The organism is Thermococcus thioreducens, assembly GCF_002214545.1.
Taxonomy (GTDB): domain Archaea; phylum Methanobacteriota_B; class Thermococci; order Thermococcales; family Thermococcaceae; genus Thermococcus; species Thermococcus thioreducens.
On the sequence record NZ_CP015105.1, the window covers coordinates 2,020,920 to 2,037,223 of the forward strand.

Annotated in this window: 27 protein-coding genes; all 27 read left to right on the forward strand. The window is 57.5% G+C overall.

Annotated elements, in window-relative coordinates:
• Positions 1–149: 149 nt before the first annotated feature.
• The 27 genes from A3L14_RS11280 to A3L14_RS11410 all read left to right on the forward strand — a co-directional run bounded on the left by A3L14_RS11280 (position 150) and on the right by A3L14_RS11410 (position 16,302).
• Entirely contained in the window at positions 150–647 is a 498-nt protein-coding gene (locus A3L14_RS11280; RefSeq protein WP_055430019.1) for a monovalent cation/H+ antiporter subunit E, read from the forward strand.
• On the forward strand, positions 644–907 hold the full coding sequence (locus A3L14_RS11285) for a cation:proton antiporter (RefSeq protein ID WP_055430044.1): 264 nt from the start codon (positions 644–646) through the stop codon (positions 905–907). Before A3L14_RS11280 ends, A3L14_RS11285 begins: the two co-directional genes overlap by 4 nt.
• Positions 904–1,275 carry a monovalent cation/H(+) antiporter subunit G gene (mnhG, locus tag A3L14_RS11290; protein ID WP_055430020.1) on the forward strand — a complete coding sequence of 124 codons (372 nt, stop codon included), beginning with the start codon at positions 904–906 and terminating at the stop codon, positions 1,273–1,275. The genes A3L14_RS11285 and mnhG (A3L14_RS11290) overlap by 4 nt, the downstream gene beginning before the upstream one ends.
• Positions 1,272–1,538, forward strand: a complete 267-nt coding sequence (locus tag A3L14_RS11295) for a DUF4040 domain-containing protein (protein ID WP_055430021.1) — start codon at positions 1,272–1,274, stop codon at positions 1,536–1,538. Before mnhG (A3L14_RS11290) ends, A3L14_RS11295 begins: the two co-directional genes overlap by 4 nt.
• Positions 1,535–1,831 (forward strand): hydrogen gas-evolving membrane-bound hydrogenase subunit E, encoded by a 297-nt coding sequence (gene mbhE, locus A3L14_RS11300; RefSeq protein ID WP_055430022.1) that lies wholly within the window; start codon positions 1,535–1,537, stop codon positions 1,829–1,831. Before A3L14_RS11295 ends, mbhE (A3L14_RS11300) begins: the two co-directional genes overlap by 4 nt.
• Positions 1,828–2,289, forward strand: a complete 462-nt coding sequence (locus A3L14_RS11305) for a Na(+)/H(+) antiporter subunit B (RefSeq protein WP_232473352.1) — start codon at positions 1,828–1,830, stop codon at positions 2,287–2,289. The genes mbhE (A3L14_RS11300) and A3L14_RS11305 overlap by 4 nt, the downstream gene beginning before the upstream one ends.
• Positions 2,286–2,645, forward strand: coding sequence for an NADH-quinone oxidoreductase subunit K (locus A3L14_RS11310; protein WP_055430023.1), 360 nt, complete (start codon positions 2,286–2,288; stop codon positions 2,643–2,645). The genes A3L14_RS11305 and A3L14_RS11310 overlap by 4 nt, the downstream gene beginning before the upstream one ends.
• Entirely contained in the window at positions 2,642–4,183 is a 1,542-nt protein-coding gene (locus A3L14_RS11315) for a proton-conducting transporter transmembrane domain-containing protein (RefSeq protein WP_055430024.1), read from the forward strand. Before A3L14_RS11310 ends, A3L14_RS11315 begins: the two co-directional genes overlap by 4 nt.
• A 1-nt stretch (position 4,184) precedes the next feature.
• The gene (locus A3L14_RS11320) at positions 4,185–4,532 is read left to right on the forward strand and encodes a hypothetical protein (RefSeq protein WP_055430025.1); all 348 of its coding nucleotides are present in this window, start codon (positions 4,185–4,187) and stop codon (positions 4,530–4,532) included.
• 14 nt (positions 4,533–4,546) lie between these two features.
• The gene (locus A3L14_RS11325) at positions 4,547–5,062 is read left to right on the forward strand and encodes an NADH-quinone oxidoreductase subunit B family protein (protein WP_055430026.1); all 516 of its coding nucleotides are present in this window, start codon (positions 4,547–4,549) and stop codon (positions 5,060–5,062) included.
• Positions 5,059–5,583 carry an NADH-quinone oxidoreductase subunit C gene (locus tag A3L14_RS11330; protein WP_055430027.1) on the forward strand — a complete coding sequence of 175 codons (525 nt, stop codon included), beginning with the start codon at positions 5,059–5,061 and terminating at the stop codon, positions 5,581–5,583. The genes A3L14_RS11325 and A3L14_RS11330 overlap by 4 nt, the downstream gene beginning before the upstream one ends.
• 169 nt (positions 5,584–5,752) lie before the next feature.
• Positions 5,753–7,048, forward strand: coding sequence for a hydrogenase large subunit (locus A3L14_RS11335; RefSeq protein WP_055430028.1), 1,296 nt, complete (start codon positions 5,753–5,755; stop codon positions 7,046–7,048).
• Positions 7,045–8,034, forward strand: a complete 990-nt coding sequence (locus A3L14_RS11340) for a respiratory chain complex I subunit 1 family protein (protein WP_055430029.1) — start codon at positions 7,045–7,047, stop codon at positions 8,032–8,034. Before A3L14_RS11335 ends, A3L14_RS11340 begins: the two co-directional genes overlap by 4 nt.
• Positions 8,031–8,456: a 4Fe-4S binding protein gene (locus A3L14_RS11345; protein ID WP_055430030.1), complete on the forward strand. Its 426-nt coding sequence runs from the start codon at positions 8,031–8,033 to the stop codon at positions 8,454–8,456. The genes A3L14_RS11340 and A3L14_RS11345 overlap by 4 nt, the downstream gene beginning before the upstream one ends.
• Before the next feature lie 247 nt (positions 8,457–8,703).
• Positions 8,704–9,207, forward strand: a complete 504-nt coding sequence (locus tag A3L14_RS11350) for a Na+/H+ antiporter subunit E (protein WP_055430031.1) — start codon at positions 8,704–8,706, stop codon at positions 9,205–9,207.
• Positions 9,204–9,497 carry a cation:proton antiporter gene (locus tag A3L14_RS11355; protein ID WP_055430032.1) on the forward strand — a complete coding sequence of 98 codons (294 nt, stop codon included), beginning with the start codon at positions 9,204–9,206 and terminating at the stop codon, positions 9,495–9,497. Before A3L14_RS11350 ends, A3L14_RS11355 begins: the two co-directional genes overlap by 4 nt.
• Positions 9,494–9,844, forward strand: coding sequence for a monovalent cation/H(+) antiporter subunit G (gene mnhG / locus A3L14_RS11360; protein ID WP_055430033.1), 351 nt, complete (start codon positions 9,494–9,496; stop codon positions 9,842–9,844). The genes A3L14_RS11355 and mnhG (A3L14_RS11360) overlap by 4 nt, the downstream gene beginning before the upstream one ends.
• Positions 9,841–10,104: a hydrogenase subunit MbhD domain-containing protein gene (locus tag A3L14_RS11365; protein WP_055430034.1), complete on the forward strand. Its 264-nt coding sequence runs from the start codon at positions 9,841–9,843 to the stop codon at positions 10,102–10,104. The genes mnhG (A3L14_RS11360) and A3L14_RS11365 overlap by 4 nt, the downstream gene beginning before the upstream one ends.
• Positions 10,101–10,373, forward strand: coding sequence for a hydrogen gas-evolving membrane-bound hydrogenase subunit E (mbhE, locus tag A3L14_RS11370; RefSeq protein WP_055430035.1), 273 nt, complete (start codon positions 10,101–10,103; stop codon positions 10,371–10,373). The genes A3L14_RS11365 and mbhE (A3L14_RS11370) overlap by 4 nt, the downstream gene beginning before the upstream one ends.
• A complete protein-coding gene (locus A3L14_RS11375; RefSeq protein ID WP_055430036.1) occupies positions 10,370–10,837 on the forward strand; it encodes an MnhB domain-containing protein in 468 nt (155 codons plus the stop codon). Before mbhE (A3L14_RS11370) ends, A3L14_RS11375 begins: the two co-directional genes overlap by 4 nt.
• On the forward strand, positions 10,830–11,195 hold the full coding sequence (locus A3L14_RS11380) for a sodium:proton antiporter (protein ID WP_082432047.1): 366 nt from the start codon (positions 10,830–10,832) through the stop codon (positions 11,193–11,195). The genes A3L14_RS11375 and A3L14_RS11380 overlap by 8 nt, the downstream gene beginning before the upstream one ends.
• Entirely contained in the window at positions 11,192–12,745 is a 1,554-nt protein-coding gene (locus A3L14_RS11385; RefSeq protein ID WP_055430037.1) for a proton-conducting transporter transmembrane domain-containing protein, read from the forward strand. Before A3L14_RS11380 ends, A3L14_RS11385 begins: the two co-directional genes overlap by 4 nt.
• Positions 12,742–13,095: a hypothetical protein gene (locus tag A3L14_RS11390; protein ID WP_055430038.1), complete on the forward strand. Its 354-nt coding sequence runs from the start codon at positions 12,742–12,744 to the stop codon at positions 13,093–13,095. Before A3L14_RS11385 ends, A3L14_RS11390 begins: the two co-directional genes overlap by 4 nt.
• On the forward strand, positions 13,096–13,542 hold the full coding sequence (locus A3L14_RS11395) for an NADH-quinone oxidoreductase subunit B family protein (RefSeq protein WP_055430039.1): 447 nt from the start codon (positions 13,096–13,098) through the stop codon (positions 13,540–13,542).
• Positions 13,539–14,102 carry an NADH-quinone oxidoreductase subunit C gene (locus A3L14_RS11400; RefSeq protein ID WP_074631550.1) on the forward strand — a complete coding sequence of 188 codons (564 nt, stop codon included), beginning with the start codon at positions 13,539–13,541 and terminating at the stop codon, positions 14,100–14,102. Before A3L14_RS11395 ends, A3L14_RS11400 begins: the two co-directional genes overlap by 4 nt.
• Positions 14,102–15,340, forward strand: a complete 1,239-nt coding sequence (locus A3L14_RS11405; protein ID WP_055430040.1) for a hydrogenase large subunit — start codon at positions 14,102–14,104, stop codon at positions 15,338–15,340. Before A3L14_RS11400 ends, A3L14_RS11405 begins: the two co-directional genes overlap by 1 nt.
• Positions 15,337–16,302: a respiratory chain complex I subunit 1 family protein gene (locus A3L14_RS11410; RefSeq protein WP_074631551.1), complete on the forward strand. Its 966-nt coding sequence runs from the start codon at positions 15,337–15,339 to the stop codon at positions 16,300–16,302. The genes A3L14_RS11405 and A3L14_RS11410 overlap by 4 nt, the downstream gene beginning before the upstream one ends.
• Positions 16,303–16,304: the final 2 nt, after the last annotated feature.

Here is a 16,304-nt window from a genome sequence, read left to right on the forward strand (position 1 = left end):
AACCTTTGGTTAAAAACAAGGAGTTACAGACCTTTACTTTCAATTCTAAGCTTCAAAAAACCCTTTTAAAACAAATAACGAAGTTTTAATTGAAAAACGACGAAACACAGGGCTGTAGAGCCCGTATCATGTGAGAGGAGGGAGGAACAATGAGTTTCATCGCTGTATTCATTTGGTCATTCGTGCTCTGGTTAGTACTGACTGCGGGCAGTAAGGGGTTACTCTGGAGCGGCCAGGAGCTCGTTGCCGGGGTGATATTCTCGGCTATAATAGCCTTCGCCACTAAGGACATCATAGGGGAGAAAGCATCGCGCTTCCTCAACCCGGTTAAGTGGATTGGATGGATAGCTTACATCCCCGTGCTCTTCTGGGGCATGGCCAAGGCCAACCTCGACGTTGCCTACCGCGTCATAACCGGCAGGATAAAGCCGGGAATCGTGCGCGTCCCGGTTGACCTCGAAAACGACGCTCAGTACACCATACTGAGCAACTCGATAACCCTCACCCCCGGAACGCTGACCGTTGATGCCTGTCCGGAGGAGAAGGCACTCTACGTCCACTGGATAAACGTCACCGATAAGGAGCCGAAGAGCTCCGAGGTGATAGCCGGTTCATTTGAGAAATGGGCGAGGAGGCTGGGAAGATGATAGCACCCGAGTTTTTCTACGCCGCGGTCATAGTCATGATAGGTGCGTTCCTGGCACTGCTCAGGGTGTTCTTCGGCCCGAGCGTGCCGGACAGGGTTGTTGGAGTGGACACTCTCAATACCCTCATCGTCGCGGGGATGGTTCTGCTGGGAGCGGCCTATGACAGGACGATATACATCGACATCGCGATAGTCTACGCGCTTCTGAGCTACGTCGGAACGCTGACGATAGCGAAGTACCTCCAGGGGGGATTGAGGTGAGCGCGGTGACCTACGTAATATACGCCTTCCTGGGCATAAACATCCTCTTCAACCTGCTCGGCAGCTTCTCGCTCCACAGGTTCCCTGACGTCTACACGAGACTCCACGGCGCGACCAAGTGCACCACCTTCGGGACGATCTTTGCGGTTCTGGCGGTGGTTGTTCACGCGGCCTACCAGCTCCACCTCACAGGTGACCCAAAGTACCTCCAGATGGCGCTCCACAGCCTCGTGGCACTGGTGGCGCTCCTCCTCACGAACCCGACGGGGGCGCACGCAATAGCGAAGGCGGCACACCTAAGCGGATACAAGCCCGCCAAAGCCGTCATCGATGCCTACGAAGAGAAACTAAGGGGTGGTGAGGAATGAACGTTCTCTCTGTTGACATGGCGATCCAGTTCGGCATACTCCTCGGCGTCCTCATAGCGGCATACCTCACGATAACCATGCGCGACCTGCTCAGCGCGGCCATAGCTTCCGCTGCGATGAGCCTTCTGCTGAGCCTGGAGTTCTACATGCTCCACGCGCCAGATGTTGCAATAGCCGAGGCCGCCGTCGGAGCCGGCGTCGTTACGGCCATAGTCGTGTATGGAATCGCCAAAACGGAGAGATGGGAGCGTGAGGGGCCATGAACAGGACCTTTGGTGCTCTCGCACTGCTGTTCCTCCTCGGAGTGCTCCTAGTTGTTGCGAGTCCGTCAACGGGGATAAAGTTCGGTCTCGGCGGGGACGAGTGGATGAAGTACCGCTACACCGACCAGTACTACATCGAGCACGGCGTTGAGGAGGTCGGTGGGACAAACATAGTCACGGACATAGTGTTCGACTACCGTGGCTACGACACCCTCGGAGAGGCGACGGTTCTCTTCACCGCCATAGCCGGAGCGGTGGCTCTGCTAAGGCCCTGGAGGAGGGATGAAGAATGAACCGCAGTTCGGAGCAGAGTGAAATGGGGCTCATCGTTAAGACCACCGCTAGGGCCACCATCCCGCTCATAGGAATCTTCGGTGCCTACATAGTTTCCCACGGTCACCTCACTCCTGGAGGAGGCTTCCAGGGGGGTGCGACGATAGCCGGGGCGGGGATACTGTTCCTCATAGCCTTCGGCTTCGGCGAGATGAAGAGGCGCTACAACCACCACCTCTACTCCGCACTTGAGGGCTTAGGAGGCCTTGTCTTCCTCGGAGCGGCCATGCTCGGCCTCAGTGTTGCGTTCTTCTACAACACGCTCTGGCATGGAGGGCCCTTCTTCAACGGCCAGCCGGGGACCCTGCTTTCAGCGGGATACCTGCCGATAATGAACCTGGCCGTCGGCCTGAAGGTCTTCGCGGGACTGGTCAGCGCGATGGTGGCGGTAGCCGCTTACAGGAGGTGGAAGGAGTGATACCGTTCCAGTTCATCACCGCTTTCCTCATGATAGCAATGGGAATCTACGCGTTCCTCTACAAGAGAAACCTCATCAAGCTCATCCTGGCCCTCAACGTCATCGACTCCGGAATACACCTGCTCCTCATAAGCTTCGGCTACAGGATAGAGCTCGGCCAGATACCAACAGCACCGATCTACACCGGCTACGAGACCGTGAAGAGCGCCATGGTGGCCCCGCTGCCCCAGGCACTGACCCTTACCAGCATAGTCATAGGAGTCTGTGTCCTCGCACTTGCCATGGCCCTCACGATAAACGCCTACAGACACTACGGAAGCCTCGACGTTAACAAGCTCAGGAGGTTGAGAGGATGAACGGGCTGATCCCCTACCTCATCATAGTCCCACTCTTCGGAGCGTTTTCACTCCCGATAATAAGCCTCGCAGGAAAGAAGGCCAGGGAGCCCTGGGCAGTACTCATCACCGCCGTCACGCTCGGCGTCGCGGCGGAGCTGTTCTACACCGTCTGGAAGGGCGGCGAGATACTCGTTTACACCCTCGGAGCGAAGAGCCCGCTCGGAAAAGGAGTCTCCTTCCCGATAAGGATAGTCTGGGAGGTCGACCTGCTGGGGGCAATATTCATCCTCATGGTGGCCTTCGTCGCCTTCGTGGCCGTGCTCTACTCCACCGAGTACATGAGGCACGACACGGGCCTCGAAAAGTACTACGCGCTCATACTCCTCCTTGAGGTCGGAATGCTCGGTATAGCCATGACCGGCGACCTCTTCAACTTCTACGTGTTCATGGAGATAATGAGCATATCCGGCTACGCGCTGGTGGCGTTTAGAAACGACACCTGGGAGGGCATAGAGGCCGGCATAAAGTACATGTTCGTGGGCTCGATAGCAAGCAGCTTCATCCTCCTCGGAATAGTGCTCCTCTACGGCCAGTACGGAACGCTGACGATGGCCTACCTGGCCAAGATGATAGCCGAGAACCCGACGTTCACCGCCAAGGTGGCCCTCGGACTCCTCATCGGAGGACTGCTCTTCAAGAGCGGTGCGGTTCCGGTGCACATGTGGCTCGCCGATGCCCATCCAGCGGCTCCAAGCTCAATCAGCGCCATGCTCTCCGGCCTGGTCATCAAGATAGGCGGAACCTACGCCCTGGCCAGGATGGCCTTCAGCGTCTTCAGCACGGGCATAGACACCAAGACCATAGGGTGGGTCATAATACTCTTCGCCTGCGCTACCCTCATAGTGGGCAACGCGATGGCCGTAATCCAGACGGACATGAAGAGGCTCTTTGCCTTCTCCAGTGTGGGCCAGATTGGATACATCCTCCTCGGAACCGGAATAGGCCTGGCCGCCTACGGAAGCGATGTTGGAAACATCGCCCTCGCTGGAGCGATATACCACACCGTCAACCACGCCGTCATAAAGGCGCTCCTCTTCCTGGTCGCTGGAGCCGTCATCCACGGGCTCGGAACCAAGAACCTCAACGAGCTGAGCGGCATAGCCAGAAAGATGCCCGTGACGAGCTTCGCATTCCTTGTCGGCGCCGCGGCGATAATAGGCCTCCCCCCGATGAACGGCTTCGCGAGCAAATGGCTGATCTACGAGAGCTCGGCGCTCTTCAACCCGCTGGTGGCGGTCATAGCGGTGATAGGAACAGCGTTCAGCCTTGCGGCGTACATCAGGGTGCTCTTCACCTTCCTGGGGAGGCCCAGCGAGAGGGTCATGAAGGCCAAAGAGCCAGGAAAGGCCATGCTCGTGCCGATGCTCCTCCTCGTGGCGGTAATAATCCTCATGGGCCTCTTTCCGTGGTTCATCAGCGACCGGATCATGATACCCGCCGCAAAGATGCTCGAAAACGCTGGAACGTACATATCAGCCGTGCTGGGGGGTGCGTGAAATGTTCGGCTACTGGGACGCTCTCTACTTCGTTTACGTTTTCATCATAGGCCTGATCATCTCGTACATGCTCTACAGGTGGGCCGAGCGCTCAAGCACTGGGACCCGGAGAACCGGGGATGGAACCAAGATATTCCTCAGCGGTGAGGACCAGGACAACGTTATCCCGCAGTTCGAGCACTTCCAGGGCTACGTCACCGGAAGGCACGTCATGTGGGGCCTCATCAGGGGAATTCACAGGCTCTTCCTGGTCTTCCGCAGGGAGCACACCGGACTGCTGAGCGACTACGTCAGCTACCTGCTCGTCACGACGGCAATAGTGGTGGGGGCCCTGATAGTCTGGGGATGAGGAGGTGAAGATATATGGCCATTAAAGTTCACGCCCACGACGCCCATCCAAGCTCAAACCCCTCCCAGCGCGAGAGGCTTGAGAAGGAGATATCGAAGCTGTGCAGGTACATAGGAAGGTCACCGTGGGTTTTCCACGTCAACAGCGGCAGCTGTAACGGGTGCGACATCGAGATAATAGCCGTCCTGACGCCGCGCTACGACGCGGAGCGCTTCGGTGTAAAGCTGGCCGGGACGCCGAGGCATGCCGACATACTGCTCGTCACCGGCCCCGTCACCAACCAGAGCCTTGAGAGGGTCAAGCTGGTCTACGAGCAGACCCCCGACCCCAAGGTAGTGGTGGCAGTCGGAGCGTGCCCCACCGGCGGAAGCGTGTTCTTCGAGAGCCCATTCACCAACGCACCGCTGGACAGGCACATACCGGTGGACGTCTTCGTCCCGGGCTGCCCGCCGAGGCCCGAGGCCATACTGCACGGCGTCGTACTCGGCCTTCAGAAGCTGATTGAGAAGATTGAGGGGGGTAAGAAATGAACGTTGACGAGTTCATCAGGGTTTTCGGCGAGAGGTTCCCTGAGGCGGAGATAAGGGTCAGCGAGAACAAGCAGCCCCACCCGAGGAAGAGGGTGTGGGTAACTGTAGAGAGGGAGAGGTTCCATGACGCGATGGCGTTCATCAAAGAGCTCGACCCAAGGGCCCAGTTCTCCATAATCATAGCCAGGGACGCGGGGGAGACTCTTGAGGCAAAGTACCACATGGAGCTCTTCTGGGAGGAGGGCGAGAGCATCTCGCTCATAGTCGGCACCAGCGTCCCCAAGGACGACCCAAAGCTCCCGACCGTTACGGACGTCTTCCCGAGCGCTCTGCCCTACGAGAGGGAAGTCCAGGAGTTCTACGGACTGTTCTTTGAGGGAATCCCCGACCCCAGGAGGCTCTTCCTCCCGGACGACTGGCCCGAAGGTGTCTACCCGCTCAGGCTGGACGACACGGGCATCAAGCCGGAGATGGTGAAGAACGCCGGCCACCCGTACAAGATAGGGGGTGCGAAGAAATGAGGCCAGTCCAACAGGTTCACACTCACCCTGCGCCCGGAGGGCGCATTTCACGGGTGAACAGAAGCAGAGAAGGCCGTAAAGAGGCACCAATTAGAGAAAAAGCAAGTTGGATGGATAATAACTTTCCGCGAGCGCTTTGCGGAGCAAAGGGCTCTAAGGAGGGCTCGAAATGAATGAGAGGATTGAGTACTGGGTCAAGATACCCATCGGACCCATTCACCCGGCCCTTGAGGAGCCGGAGAAGTTCATCATCACACTGGACGGAGAGAGGATAATCAACGTCGACGTCAAGCTCGGCTACAACCTGAGGGGAATAGAGTGGATAGCCCTGAGGAGGAACTACATCCAGATACTCTATCTCGCCGAGAGGATGTGCGGCATCTGCTCATTCTCCCACAACCACACCTACTCCAGAGCGGTAGAGGAGATGGCCGGTATAGTGGTTCCCGAGAGGGCCGAGTACATCCGCGTAATCGTCGGCGAGCTGGAGAGAATTCACTCCCACCTGCTCAACCTCGGTGTGGTTGGCCACGCCATAGGCTACGATACCGTCCTGCACCTCACATGGCTGGCCAGGGAGCGCGTTATGGACATACTCGAGTTCATTGGAGGCAACAGGGTCAACTACGCCGTCAACATGATAGGCGGCGTCAGGAGGGACATTGGGGAGAAGCACATCAGGGCAATAACCGACATGATAGACTACTACCGCAGGGAGGTCATGCCCAGAATAGAGGAGGTCTTCCTCTACGACCCGACCGTCGAGGCAAGGCTTAGAGACGCGGGCGTTATTCCAAAAAGGATAGCAATCGAGTACAGCGCCCAGGGGCCCACCGCGAGGGGAAGCGGCGTCAAGAAGGACGTCCGCTACAACGAAAGGCTCGGCGTCTATCCCGACCTCGGCGTGAAGCCGATAACCCCCAAGGAGTTCACAGGTGTCATCAAGGGGGACGTCTTCGACAGGATGGTCGTCAGGGTCGGGGAGATATGGCAGAGCCTTGAGCTCATCGAGAGGGCCATAGACCAGATGCCGGAGGGCAAGATAAAGGCCGTCCCCAAGGACAACGCCCTCCTCTTCCAGCTCAAGAAGGCAGAGGGAGAGGGAATAGGCAGGTACGAGGCCCCGAGAGGAGAGCTCATCCACTACGTCATGGCCCAGAAGGGCAAGGACGTCCCTGCGAGGTGGAAGATGAGGGAGCCAACGTTCCCCAACCTGTTCGCGATAGCCAGGGCACTGGTAGGCGAGCAGGTGGCGGACGTCCCGGTCGCGATAGCCTCAATAGACCCGTGCCTGAGCTGTACCGACAGGGTTGCCGTCATAGACGCAAACACCGGAAGGAAGAAGGTCCTCACCGAGAGGGATCTTCTCAGGCTCTCCATTGAGAAGACGAGGGAGATCAACCCCAACGTAAAGGCCAGACCCGAAGTAGTTGGAGTAAGCTGTCCAAGGGGTGGTGGACTATGAACCTCCTCTACGCTACCCTTGGATTCGTAGGGATTTACATCTACGTCTCGCTTGCGTCACTGCTCTGGGGAGGAATAGACAGGAAGCTCGTCGCGAGGATGCAGAGGAGAATAGGGCCCCCGCTGCTCCAGCCCTTCTACGACTTCCTGAAGCTGGTGAGCAAGGAGTCAATAATCCCGAGGGACGCCAACAGGTTCTTTGAGCTGGCCCCGGTCATGGCGCTCGCGACATCAATAGCGCTCCTGGCCTACACGCCGCTCGGCTTCGAGCCCATCTTTGGGACGAAGGGTGACGTCATAGTCTTCATATACCTGCTCACCCTCATAGGATTCCTCCGCGTGGTCGGTGCCGTCAGCTCGGGCTCCCCCTACGCCCAGATTGGCGCCCAGAGGGAGATGGCCCTACTCGCGTCAAGGGAGGCCCCCATGATGCTCGCCCTCTTTGTAATCCTCTGGCGCCTCAGCGAGCTCGGCGTTACCAAGCCCTTCAGCATGGGCACGTTCTACGAGCACAGCATCTGGGAGCTGGGGACACCCCTGAGCCTTATAGGCGCCTTCATACTCCTCATAGTCTTCCTTGCCTGGCTCGCCAGCGAGATAGAGGTGGGCTACTTCAACATACCGGAGGCGGAGACTGAGCTCGCTGAAGGCCCCATGGCCGAGTACAGCGGCAGGCACCTGGCAATATTCGAGCTCGCCAACGCCATAAAGGCCTTCGTGAGTGCAAGCCTCGTCGTGGCGATATTCTTCCCGTGGGGGATTTCCGGCTACCTCGGCCTCACCGGGGTTCCCGCGATGGTGGTGGAGCTCCTCTTCCACACCCTAAAGGTCTTCGGAGTCCTCTTAGTCAGCATGAGCATCTTCAGAGCAATAACCGGAAGGCTCAGGATAAACCAGGCGGTGAATATGTTCTGGACGAGGCTCCTGCCGGCCAGTGTACTCGGGGCGCTGCTCCTGGCCATTGACACACTGGGGGTGATAGCATGAAGGTTCCACCAACCCTCTCAACTGTGCTCGGAAACCTCTTCAAGAAGCCTGCAACCAACCCCTTCCCGGAGAGCGAGCCGGTGCCGGTTCCGGAAGGGTTCAGGGGCAAGCTCAACTACGACGTCGAGAAGTGCGTCGGCTGCAGGCTCTGCGTCATGGTCTGCCCCGCCGGCGTCATAGAGTACGTCCCGGAGGTCAGGAAGGTCACCTTCTGGCTCGGAAGGTGCGTCTTCTGCGCCCAGTGTGTGGACGTCTGCCCCGTCAGTGCACTCTGGATGAGCGACGAGTTCCTGCTGGCGACCACCGACAAGTACGAGGACAACCTCATGTGGTTCCACGGGGAGGAGATCGAGGAGTTCAAGAGGAAGCTCGAGGAGCAGAAGAAGGCCAAAGAATCTGCAAAGAAAGAAGCCCCTAAGTGAATACCCTATTTTTATGTTTTCCTCCATGACCTCTGATGTTCTTTTCTGAGCACTCGTATCCAGAAACATACTACAGAGAGCTGTTTTTTGGACTTATGTAAAGCGCTGTGCTGTTTCTATTTGTCAAATTTCAGGTTGTTAACCATTTGTTTTAGAAATCCATTTATAAAGATTTAGCCAATGCTCAATTGAGATTTCGGGAAAATACGCCCGATAAGGGTTTAAAACCTAAAGTTGAGGTGGGAAAATGGGGTTTGCCGCACCGTTCCTGTGGTCCCTTATCGTCTATCTGCTCCTCACAGCAGGTTCCGGCAATGTCATCGCCTGGAGCCCGGGGGAGCTGGTTGCAGGGATAGTAATAGCGGCCATCATCGGCTATGCAACGAAGGACGTAATGGACGAAAAGGTGGGATACTTCTTCAACCCGAAGAGGTGGCTGCTGTTCATAGTCTACGCTATAGGGCCTTTCTTCTTCGCCATGGCCAAGGCCAACCTCGACGTCGCCTACAGGGTCATAACTGGGAAGATAAGGCCAGGGATTGTGAAGATATCACCAGACCTGACCAGAGATGAGAGCAGGACACTCCTCGCCAACTCAATAACGCTGACACCGGGAACCTTCACCCTGGAGATAGACGACGAGGGCAACTTCTACGTCCACTGGATAAACGTGCCGCCTGGAAAGGAAAAGCCCACACCCGAAGAACTGTGTGGATACCTTCCAAAATGGGCAAGGAGGATTGGAGAATGACGGTCGATGGTATGTTCATGTGGGCCATGATACTGCTCCTGTTCTCGGCCATGCTGACGCTTATAAGGCTTCTGGCGGGGCCGACAATACCGGACAGAGCCGTTGCGCTCGACTCAATGACGACAACAACGGCGGGTGCCATGGTTCTCTACGGCGTTATAACCAGACAGGCTGTCTTCATAGACGTCGCACTAGTCTACGCGGTTCTGAGCTACATCGCAACGCTCTACATAGCCCGCTACCTCGTGAAGAAGAGGGTCGGCATCGCTTATGAGGGTGATGCACCATGATCGAGTGGCTCATCGGGACGTTCTTGGTGGTAGGAGTCTTCTTCAACCTGCTGGCCAGCGTCGGTATCCTCCGCTTCCCTGACGTCTACACGAGGATACACGCGGCGACGAAGTGCACCACCTTCGGAACGATATTCATAGTGCTCGCGACGGTTACGTACTCGATTTACAACTACTGGATCCAGAGAGACCCGGCATGGGTAACCATAGGGATACACTCCGCCCTGGTCGTGATATTCCTCGTTCTCACCAACCCCGTTGGAGCCCATGCTCTCGGTAGAGCGGCCAGGAAGTCGGGAATAAGGCCCTACGGGGCCGTTATAGACGAGCTGGAGGGAAGGCTATGAACTTCGAGGAGCTCTTCTGGGCGATTCAGGTCCTAGTTGGCTTGGGGCTTTTGGTCACGGCAGTAGCGGCCATCAGACTCAAGAACCTGGTCTCAGCGGTCATCGCGATGGCCGTCTTCAGCCTGATACTCTCACTGGAGTTCTATGTTCTTCAAGCGCCGGACGTCGCCATCGCCGAAGCCGGTGTCGGGGCGGGCCTGACGACAGCCATGTACCTGCTGGCGATTAAGAACACCACCGACGAGGAGGTGGTAGAATGAGGCGTGCACTGGGCCTCTTTGCGTTCATAGGATTCACGCTGTTCCTTCTGGTGGCAGCTGCGAGCCTCAGACCCTTCGGGGAGCCAGTCCACACCGACATGGACTCATACTTCATTCAGCATGCTCAGGGGGAAGCCTCGGCAAACAACGTCGTTACGAGCATCGTCTTCGACTACAGGGGGTTCGATACCCTTGGTGAGGCGACCGTCCTGTTCACCGCGGTGGCTGGTGTGTTGATGGCCCTCAGGCGGAGGGAGGTGAAGACATGACAACCGTAATCATCAAGACCACCACGAAGTACTTGGCGGCGCTCATACTCACCTTCGGAGCGTACATAATCCTCCACGGTCACCTCACCCCTGGAGGCGGATTCCAGGGGGGAGCCGTCTTCGCCAGCGGCCTTGCGCTCCTCATCGTGGCCAACAAGTATGACTACATAAGGAGAACCTTCTCCAGGGTTCCGCTCGGTGCCTTCGAGAGCATAGGAGCGCTCGGCTTCTTAGGAACCGCTGCCCTAGGGTTCATGGGGTACACCTTCTTCAAGAACGTCATAGCCAACAGCGGGTTCCCGCTCTTCGGTCAGCCCACCCCGCTCGGAATTAATCCCGGCTACCTCAACACGGGAGGAACACTGCCTTACATGAACATATTCGTCGGAACAAAGGTTCTGGCAGGGTTAACAAGCATAGTCCTGGTGTTCTACCTCCTCCTGGGGGTGAAGAAGGATGAATAACGTGATTTTGGTCAATCTACCGTTCATAGTCGTGGCCCTCCTGCTGGCTGTGGGGTTCTACACGATAGGATTCAAGAGGAACCTCATCAAGGTTGTCATAGGCATTGAAATCCTTGAGGGGGCGGTCAACCTGTTTCTGATAGCCCTCGGCTACGTCAAAGGCGCCTACGCCCCGATATACACCATGGCGCCTCAGGATGCCACCAACAACATGGTTCTGCCGACCCCGCAGGCGCTCACTCTGACGAGCATAGTCATAGGCGTCGCGGTATCGGCACTCATGCTCGCCTTCGCGGTCAACATCTACCGCCACTATGGAACCCTTGACGTTACAAAGGTCAGGAGGCTGAAAGGATGATCGAGCATTTGCCGGCACTTATGATAGCCGTGCCCCTCCTCGGGGCGTTTATAGCGCCGCTGCTGAAGAAGAAGGGCAGTGCTCCAGCCGTCTGGGCAATAATCATCACCGGCGTAACCCTGGGAATGGCGCTCCTTCTCGTAAGGGAAGTGCTCGCTCAGGGCATGATGGTGTACGTCTTCGGGGCGGACAGGCCAACCCTCGTCCTGCCCTCGGGATACAGGGTTCCGGTGAGGATAATCTTCGAGGTCGACGCGATAGGGGCTTTCATGGCGCTCTCGGCAACGCTCATGAGCTTCATCGGGGCGCTGTATTCCTACAGCCACGTCAGGAATGAGACCGGCCTTGAGAAGTACTACGCGCTGCTCCTCCTGCTTGAGGTTGGAATCCTCGGCATGGTCCTGACGGGAGACCTGTTCAACCTATTCGTGTTCCTTGAGATAGCCGGAATAGCCGGTTCGGCGCTGGTAGGCTTCAGGAACTACAGGGGGGAGGCTAGCGAGGCCGGAATCAAGTACCTCATAGTCAGCGCGGTCGCTTCACTGATGGTGCTGTTCTCAATAGGCCTGCTCTACGGTCAGTACGGAAACCTCAACATGGCCTACCTGAGCACTCAGATAAGCTTCAACACCGTCGACATGATAGCCCTCGGAATACTCTTCGCGTCCTTCGCGATGAAGTGCGGTTCCGTGCCGACCCACCACTGGGTCCCCGATGCCTACACCGAGGTCCCCTCCGGAATCAACCCCCCTCTCCTGGTGGCGACCTACGCGAGCCTCTACGCCCTCTTCAGGGTGAGCTTCAGCCTCTTCGGTAAGGTGACCATGAACATGAGTAGCCTCGGGTGGATAATGAGCATCCTCGGAGTCCTCACGATGTTCATAGGCGTCACCATGGCGCTCGTCCAGAAGGACGTCAAGAGGCTCATGAGCTACCACGCGATTTCACAGACAGGCTACATGCTCCTCGGAGTCGGCGTTGGCCTGGCAGTTCTCAACGACCCGGCAAAACTGGCCGCCTTCGGAAGGGACGCGATGGCAGGTGGAATATTCCACATAATCAACCACATCATCTACAAGAGCCTCCTCCTCATGACCGCTGGGGCGCTCTTCTACGTCACCGGGACGAGGAACCTCAACGAGATGGGAGGCTTAGCCAGAAAGATGCCGTACACCACGATAGCCTTCATAGTCGGTGCCGCGGCAATATCGGGAATACCGCCCTTCAACGGCTTTGCAAGCAAGTTCCTCATCTACGAGACGTCCTACCAGCTCAGCCCGATCTTCGCGGTGTTCGCGATGGTCACGAGCGTCCTGACATTAGCGTCCTTCGTCAAGGTCTTTGCCTCAGCCTTCCTCGGGCCGCCGGTCAAGAAGTACGAAGAGGTACGGGAGGTTCCGAGGAGCATGGTAGTGGCGATGCTAATCCTAGCGGCGCTGTGTATCCTCTTCGGTCTGTTCCCGAACGTGGTGCTGGACAAGCTGGTGTACCCGGCAGTTGACGCGCTGCTGAAGCTGAGCAGCTACCAGACGTGGGGTGGTCTGCCATGACCTGGATTGAGAGCCTTACGCTGAACTCGCCGTCGGGCTTCTGGAACCCGATAGTCTGGCTGGCGTTCCTGGTGATCTTCGCCTTCATCGGCTACCTCATCTATTCGCGCGGGAACAGGAGCTACAAGCCCAACAGGGAACAGGTTAAGCCCTTCATAAGCGGCAACGCAGTGGAGGACGTGGAAGAAATCCGCGTAAGGGCTGGGGACATATACTGGGGCTTCATCGAGGCGCTCAAGGGCTACTACAACGTCCTCATGAGGATGCACAGCGGAGACCTCAGGGACTACATACTCTGGTACCTCGGACTCGGTGCCGTAATCTTGTTCGTCCTCGTGGGGGGTGTGTGAATGGGGAAGCTCACCAACTTTAAGCGCTCCATCTGGGTGTTCCACGCGTCCGGCGGAAGCTGCAACGCCTGCGACATAGAGATAGTCGCCGTGCTTACTCCCCGCTACGACGTGGAGCGCTTTGGAATCAAACTCGTCGGAAGTCCGAGGCACGCTGATGTGCTCCTCGTTACAGGAGCCATTCCAAGGGACTTCGCGGACAAGCTGAGGCGCGTGTACGAGCAGATGCCCGACCCGAAGGCGGTAGTGGTGGTAGGGAACTGCGGGACCAGCGGTGGGGTCTTCTACGACTCATACAACATAGCGGGCCCGATAGACGAGATAATACCCGTGGACGTCTACGTTCCGGGATGTCCGCCGAGGCCAGAGGCGATAATAGACGGCGTTGTGAAGGCCTGGCTCAAAATAGAGAAGCTGGAAAAGGAGCTGGAGGGGAAGAAGGAATGAAGGAGCCGATGAGCGTGGAAGAGGTACTCAAAAAGCTCCAGGAGGCGCTGGGGGAGGCGCTGCTCTCCCATGAGGTCAGGGAGTACACCATGGGCGTTAAGCGGAAGAGAACGTACAGGGAGCTGTGGATCACAATAAAGCCCGACGCCTTCAGAAAGACCGTCGAGGCCATATTTGCCCTCGACTACCCCCACCTCCACTTCATAGCGGGAGAGGACGGGGGAGGGGAGACGATAACCATGATATACTCCTTCGGAGTCTTCCACACGCACCCCTGGGGTGAACTGAGCATCACGGTCAAGTTCGACCTCCCCAAGGAGAACCTTGTCCTCCCAACTATAACCGACCTCATGATCGGGGCGGAAACCAACGAGCGCGAGATAAGGGAGATGCTCGGCGTTGAGTTCGAGGGACTGAAGAACAAGAGACACCTCTTCCTGCCCGACGACTGGCCGGAGGGCAAGTACCCGTGGAGAAGGGACGAGCACGGCGTTGAAGACATGGTGAAGCACACCCACAGGAGCGTGAACGAGATAAGGAAGATGAGGGGTGAGGAGTGATGGCCAAAACCCAGTATTACGTCCCCGTCGGGCCCATTCATCCCGCACTTAAGGAGCCCATAAGGGTCGAGGCGAGGGTCGAGGGCGAGAAGATAGTCGAGGTCGACGTCAAGAGGGGCTTTGCCCACAGGGGAATAGAGTACATGGGCATGAAAAGGAACGCCATCCAGACGCTCTACCTCTCCGAGAGGATATGCGGAATCTGTTCGATATCGCACCCCTACGCCTTCGTGGTCACAGCAGAGAAGGCCCTCGGAATAGAGGCGCCGCCCAGGGCCCAGTACATCAGGACGATAATAGGGGAGCTGGAGAGGATACACAGCCACATCCTGTGGCTCGGTGTGGTTGCGCACGAGATGGGCTTCGACTCCCTCCTGTTCTGGACGTGGAAGGGCAGGGAGAGGCTCCTCGACATACTCGAACTCCTCACCGGGAACAGGATAAACTACTCGGTCTTCATGATAGGCGGTGTGAGAAGAGACATCAAGGAGAGCCACGTAAAGGCAATCAAGGACATGATTAGCTACTACAGGATATTCAACGAGGAGATGAAGGAGGTTTTCCTCTCCGACCCGGTTTACAAGGCGAGAACGAGGGGAGTCGCCCAGCTTTCCAAGAAGATGGCGCTTGAGCTGAACGCCGTCGGGCCGGTGGCAAGGGCCGCTGGAGTAAGGATGGACATCAGACAGGACATACCGTACGACGCATACGCCGACATAGACGTCCGCGCAGTGGTTCCGCAGGACATCGTTGGCGAGGCCAGGGGCGATGCCTACGACATCACCATGGTAAGGCTCTACGAAATAGACCAGAGCCTTGACATCATCGAATACTGCCTCGACGAGATGCCCGAGGGCAAGCTGATGGCCATTCCAAACTATGTGGCGCTCCTTGCAAAGATAAGGAGAACCCAGGGCGAGGCCATCGGAGCCCACGAGGCACCGCGCGGTGAGGTCATCCACTACATCAAATTCGACGGAAAGAGGGACGGACCATCCGTCTGGAAGGTCATAGCGCCCAGTTATAACAACATCAACACATGGGCCCCGCTTCTCCTCGGCGCCGAGGTGGCGGACATACCTATAGTCGTCGCCTACATCGACCCGTGCATGTGCTGTAACGACAGGATAGCGGTTGTGAGGGACGAAGACGGCAGGGTAATCGACCCGGCAACCCTCCACAGGAAGGCGGTTGAGAAAACAAGGAAGCTTAGAGAAGAGCTGGGGGTGAGGACATGACCCCCGAGACCCTCATTTACGCGTTCACCTTCCCCGTGCTGGGCGTCTTCCTCGGGCTGGTATACAAGGGTATAGACAGGCGCTTCTCGGCGAGGCTGACCTCCAGGATAGGCCCGCCCATAAGGCAGCCCTTCTGGGACGTAGGGAAGCTGCTCCTGAAGGAAACCGTCGTTCCCGAGAACGCGGTGGCATGGATATTCAACGCCATACCGATAGTTTCCTTCGCGGCCTCGATGACCCTGCTCCTCTACATACCCTTCGGGGTGCTCAAGGCCCCGCTCGAGGGCTACGGAGACTTAATCGTCATACTCTACCTGCTCACGCTGCAGTCCCTGGCAATGGCCATAGGCGGCTTCGCCTCGGGAAGCCCGTTCTCATCGGTGGGTGCGCAGAGGGAAATGGTGCTCATGATGAGCTACGAGATGCCGCTGGCTACGGTTATAGTCGGCTTCGCCATGCTCTACAGGAGCTTCTCACTGACCACCATAGCGAGCACACCGGTGTGGGGCGTCGCGGGTCCGCTCGCCGCCATGGGCGTGCTGCTGCTCCTCGTGGCGCTCCTTGCGGTTACACCCGCAGAGCTGGCGAAACTGCCCTTTGACATTGCAGAGGCTGAGACGGAGATATGTGAGGGTATGCTCGCGGAGTACAGCGGGAGGAACCTGGCACTGTTCTACCTCTCCGATGCCGTCAGGGGCTTCGCCATGGCGGCGCTGGAGGTGGTGCTGTTCTTCCCGTTCACGCTGACGGACATATTCAACCTCGGCCTGACGGGAACGACTTACTACGCCGTCGAGGCGCTGTGGTTCCTCTTCAAGGTGCTGGTCATCTACCTGCTGGCGATAACGCTGGTCAGGACGTCCTTCGCCAGGTTCAGGATAGAGCAGGCGTCAAAAATATTCTGGGTCTACGTCAACATAATCGCCCTCGTGGGACTCGCGCTGGTATGGCTGGGGGTGTGAGA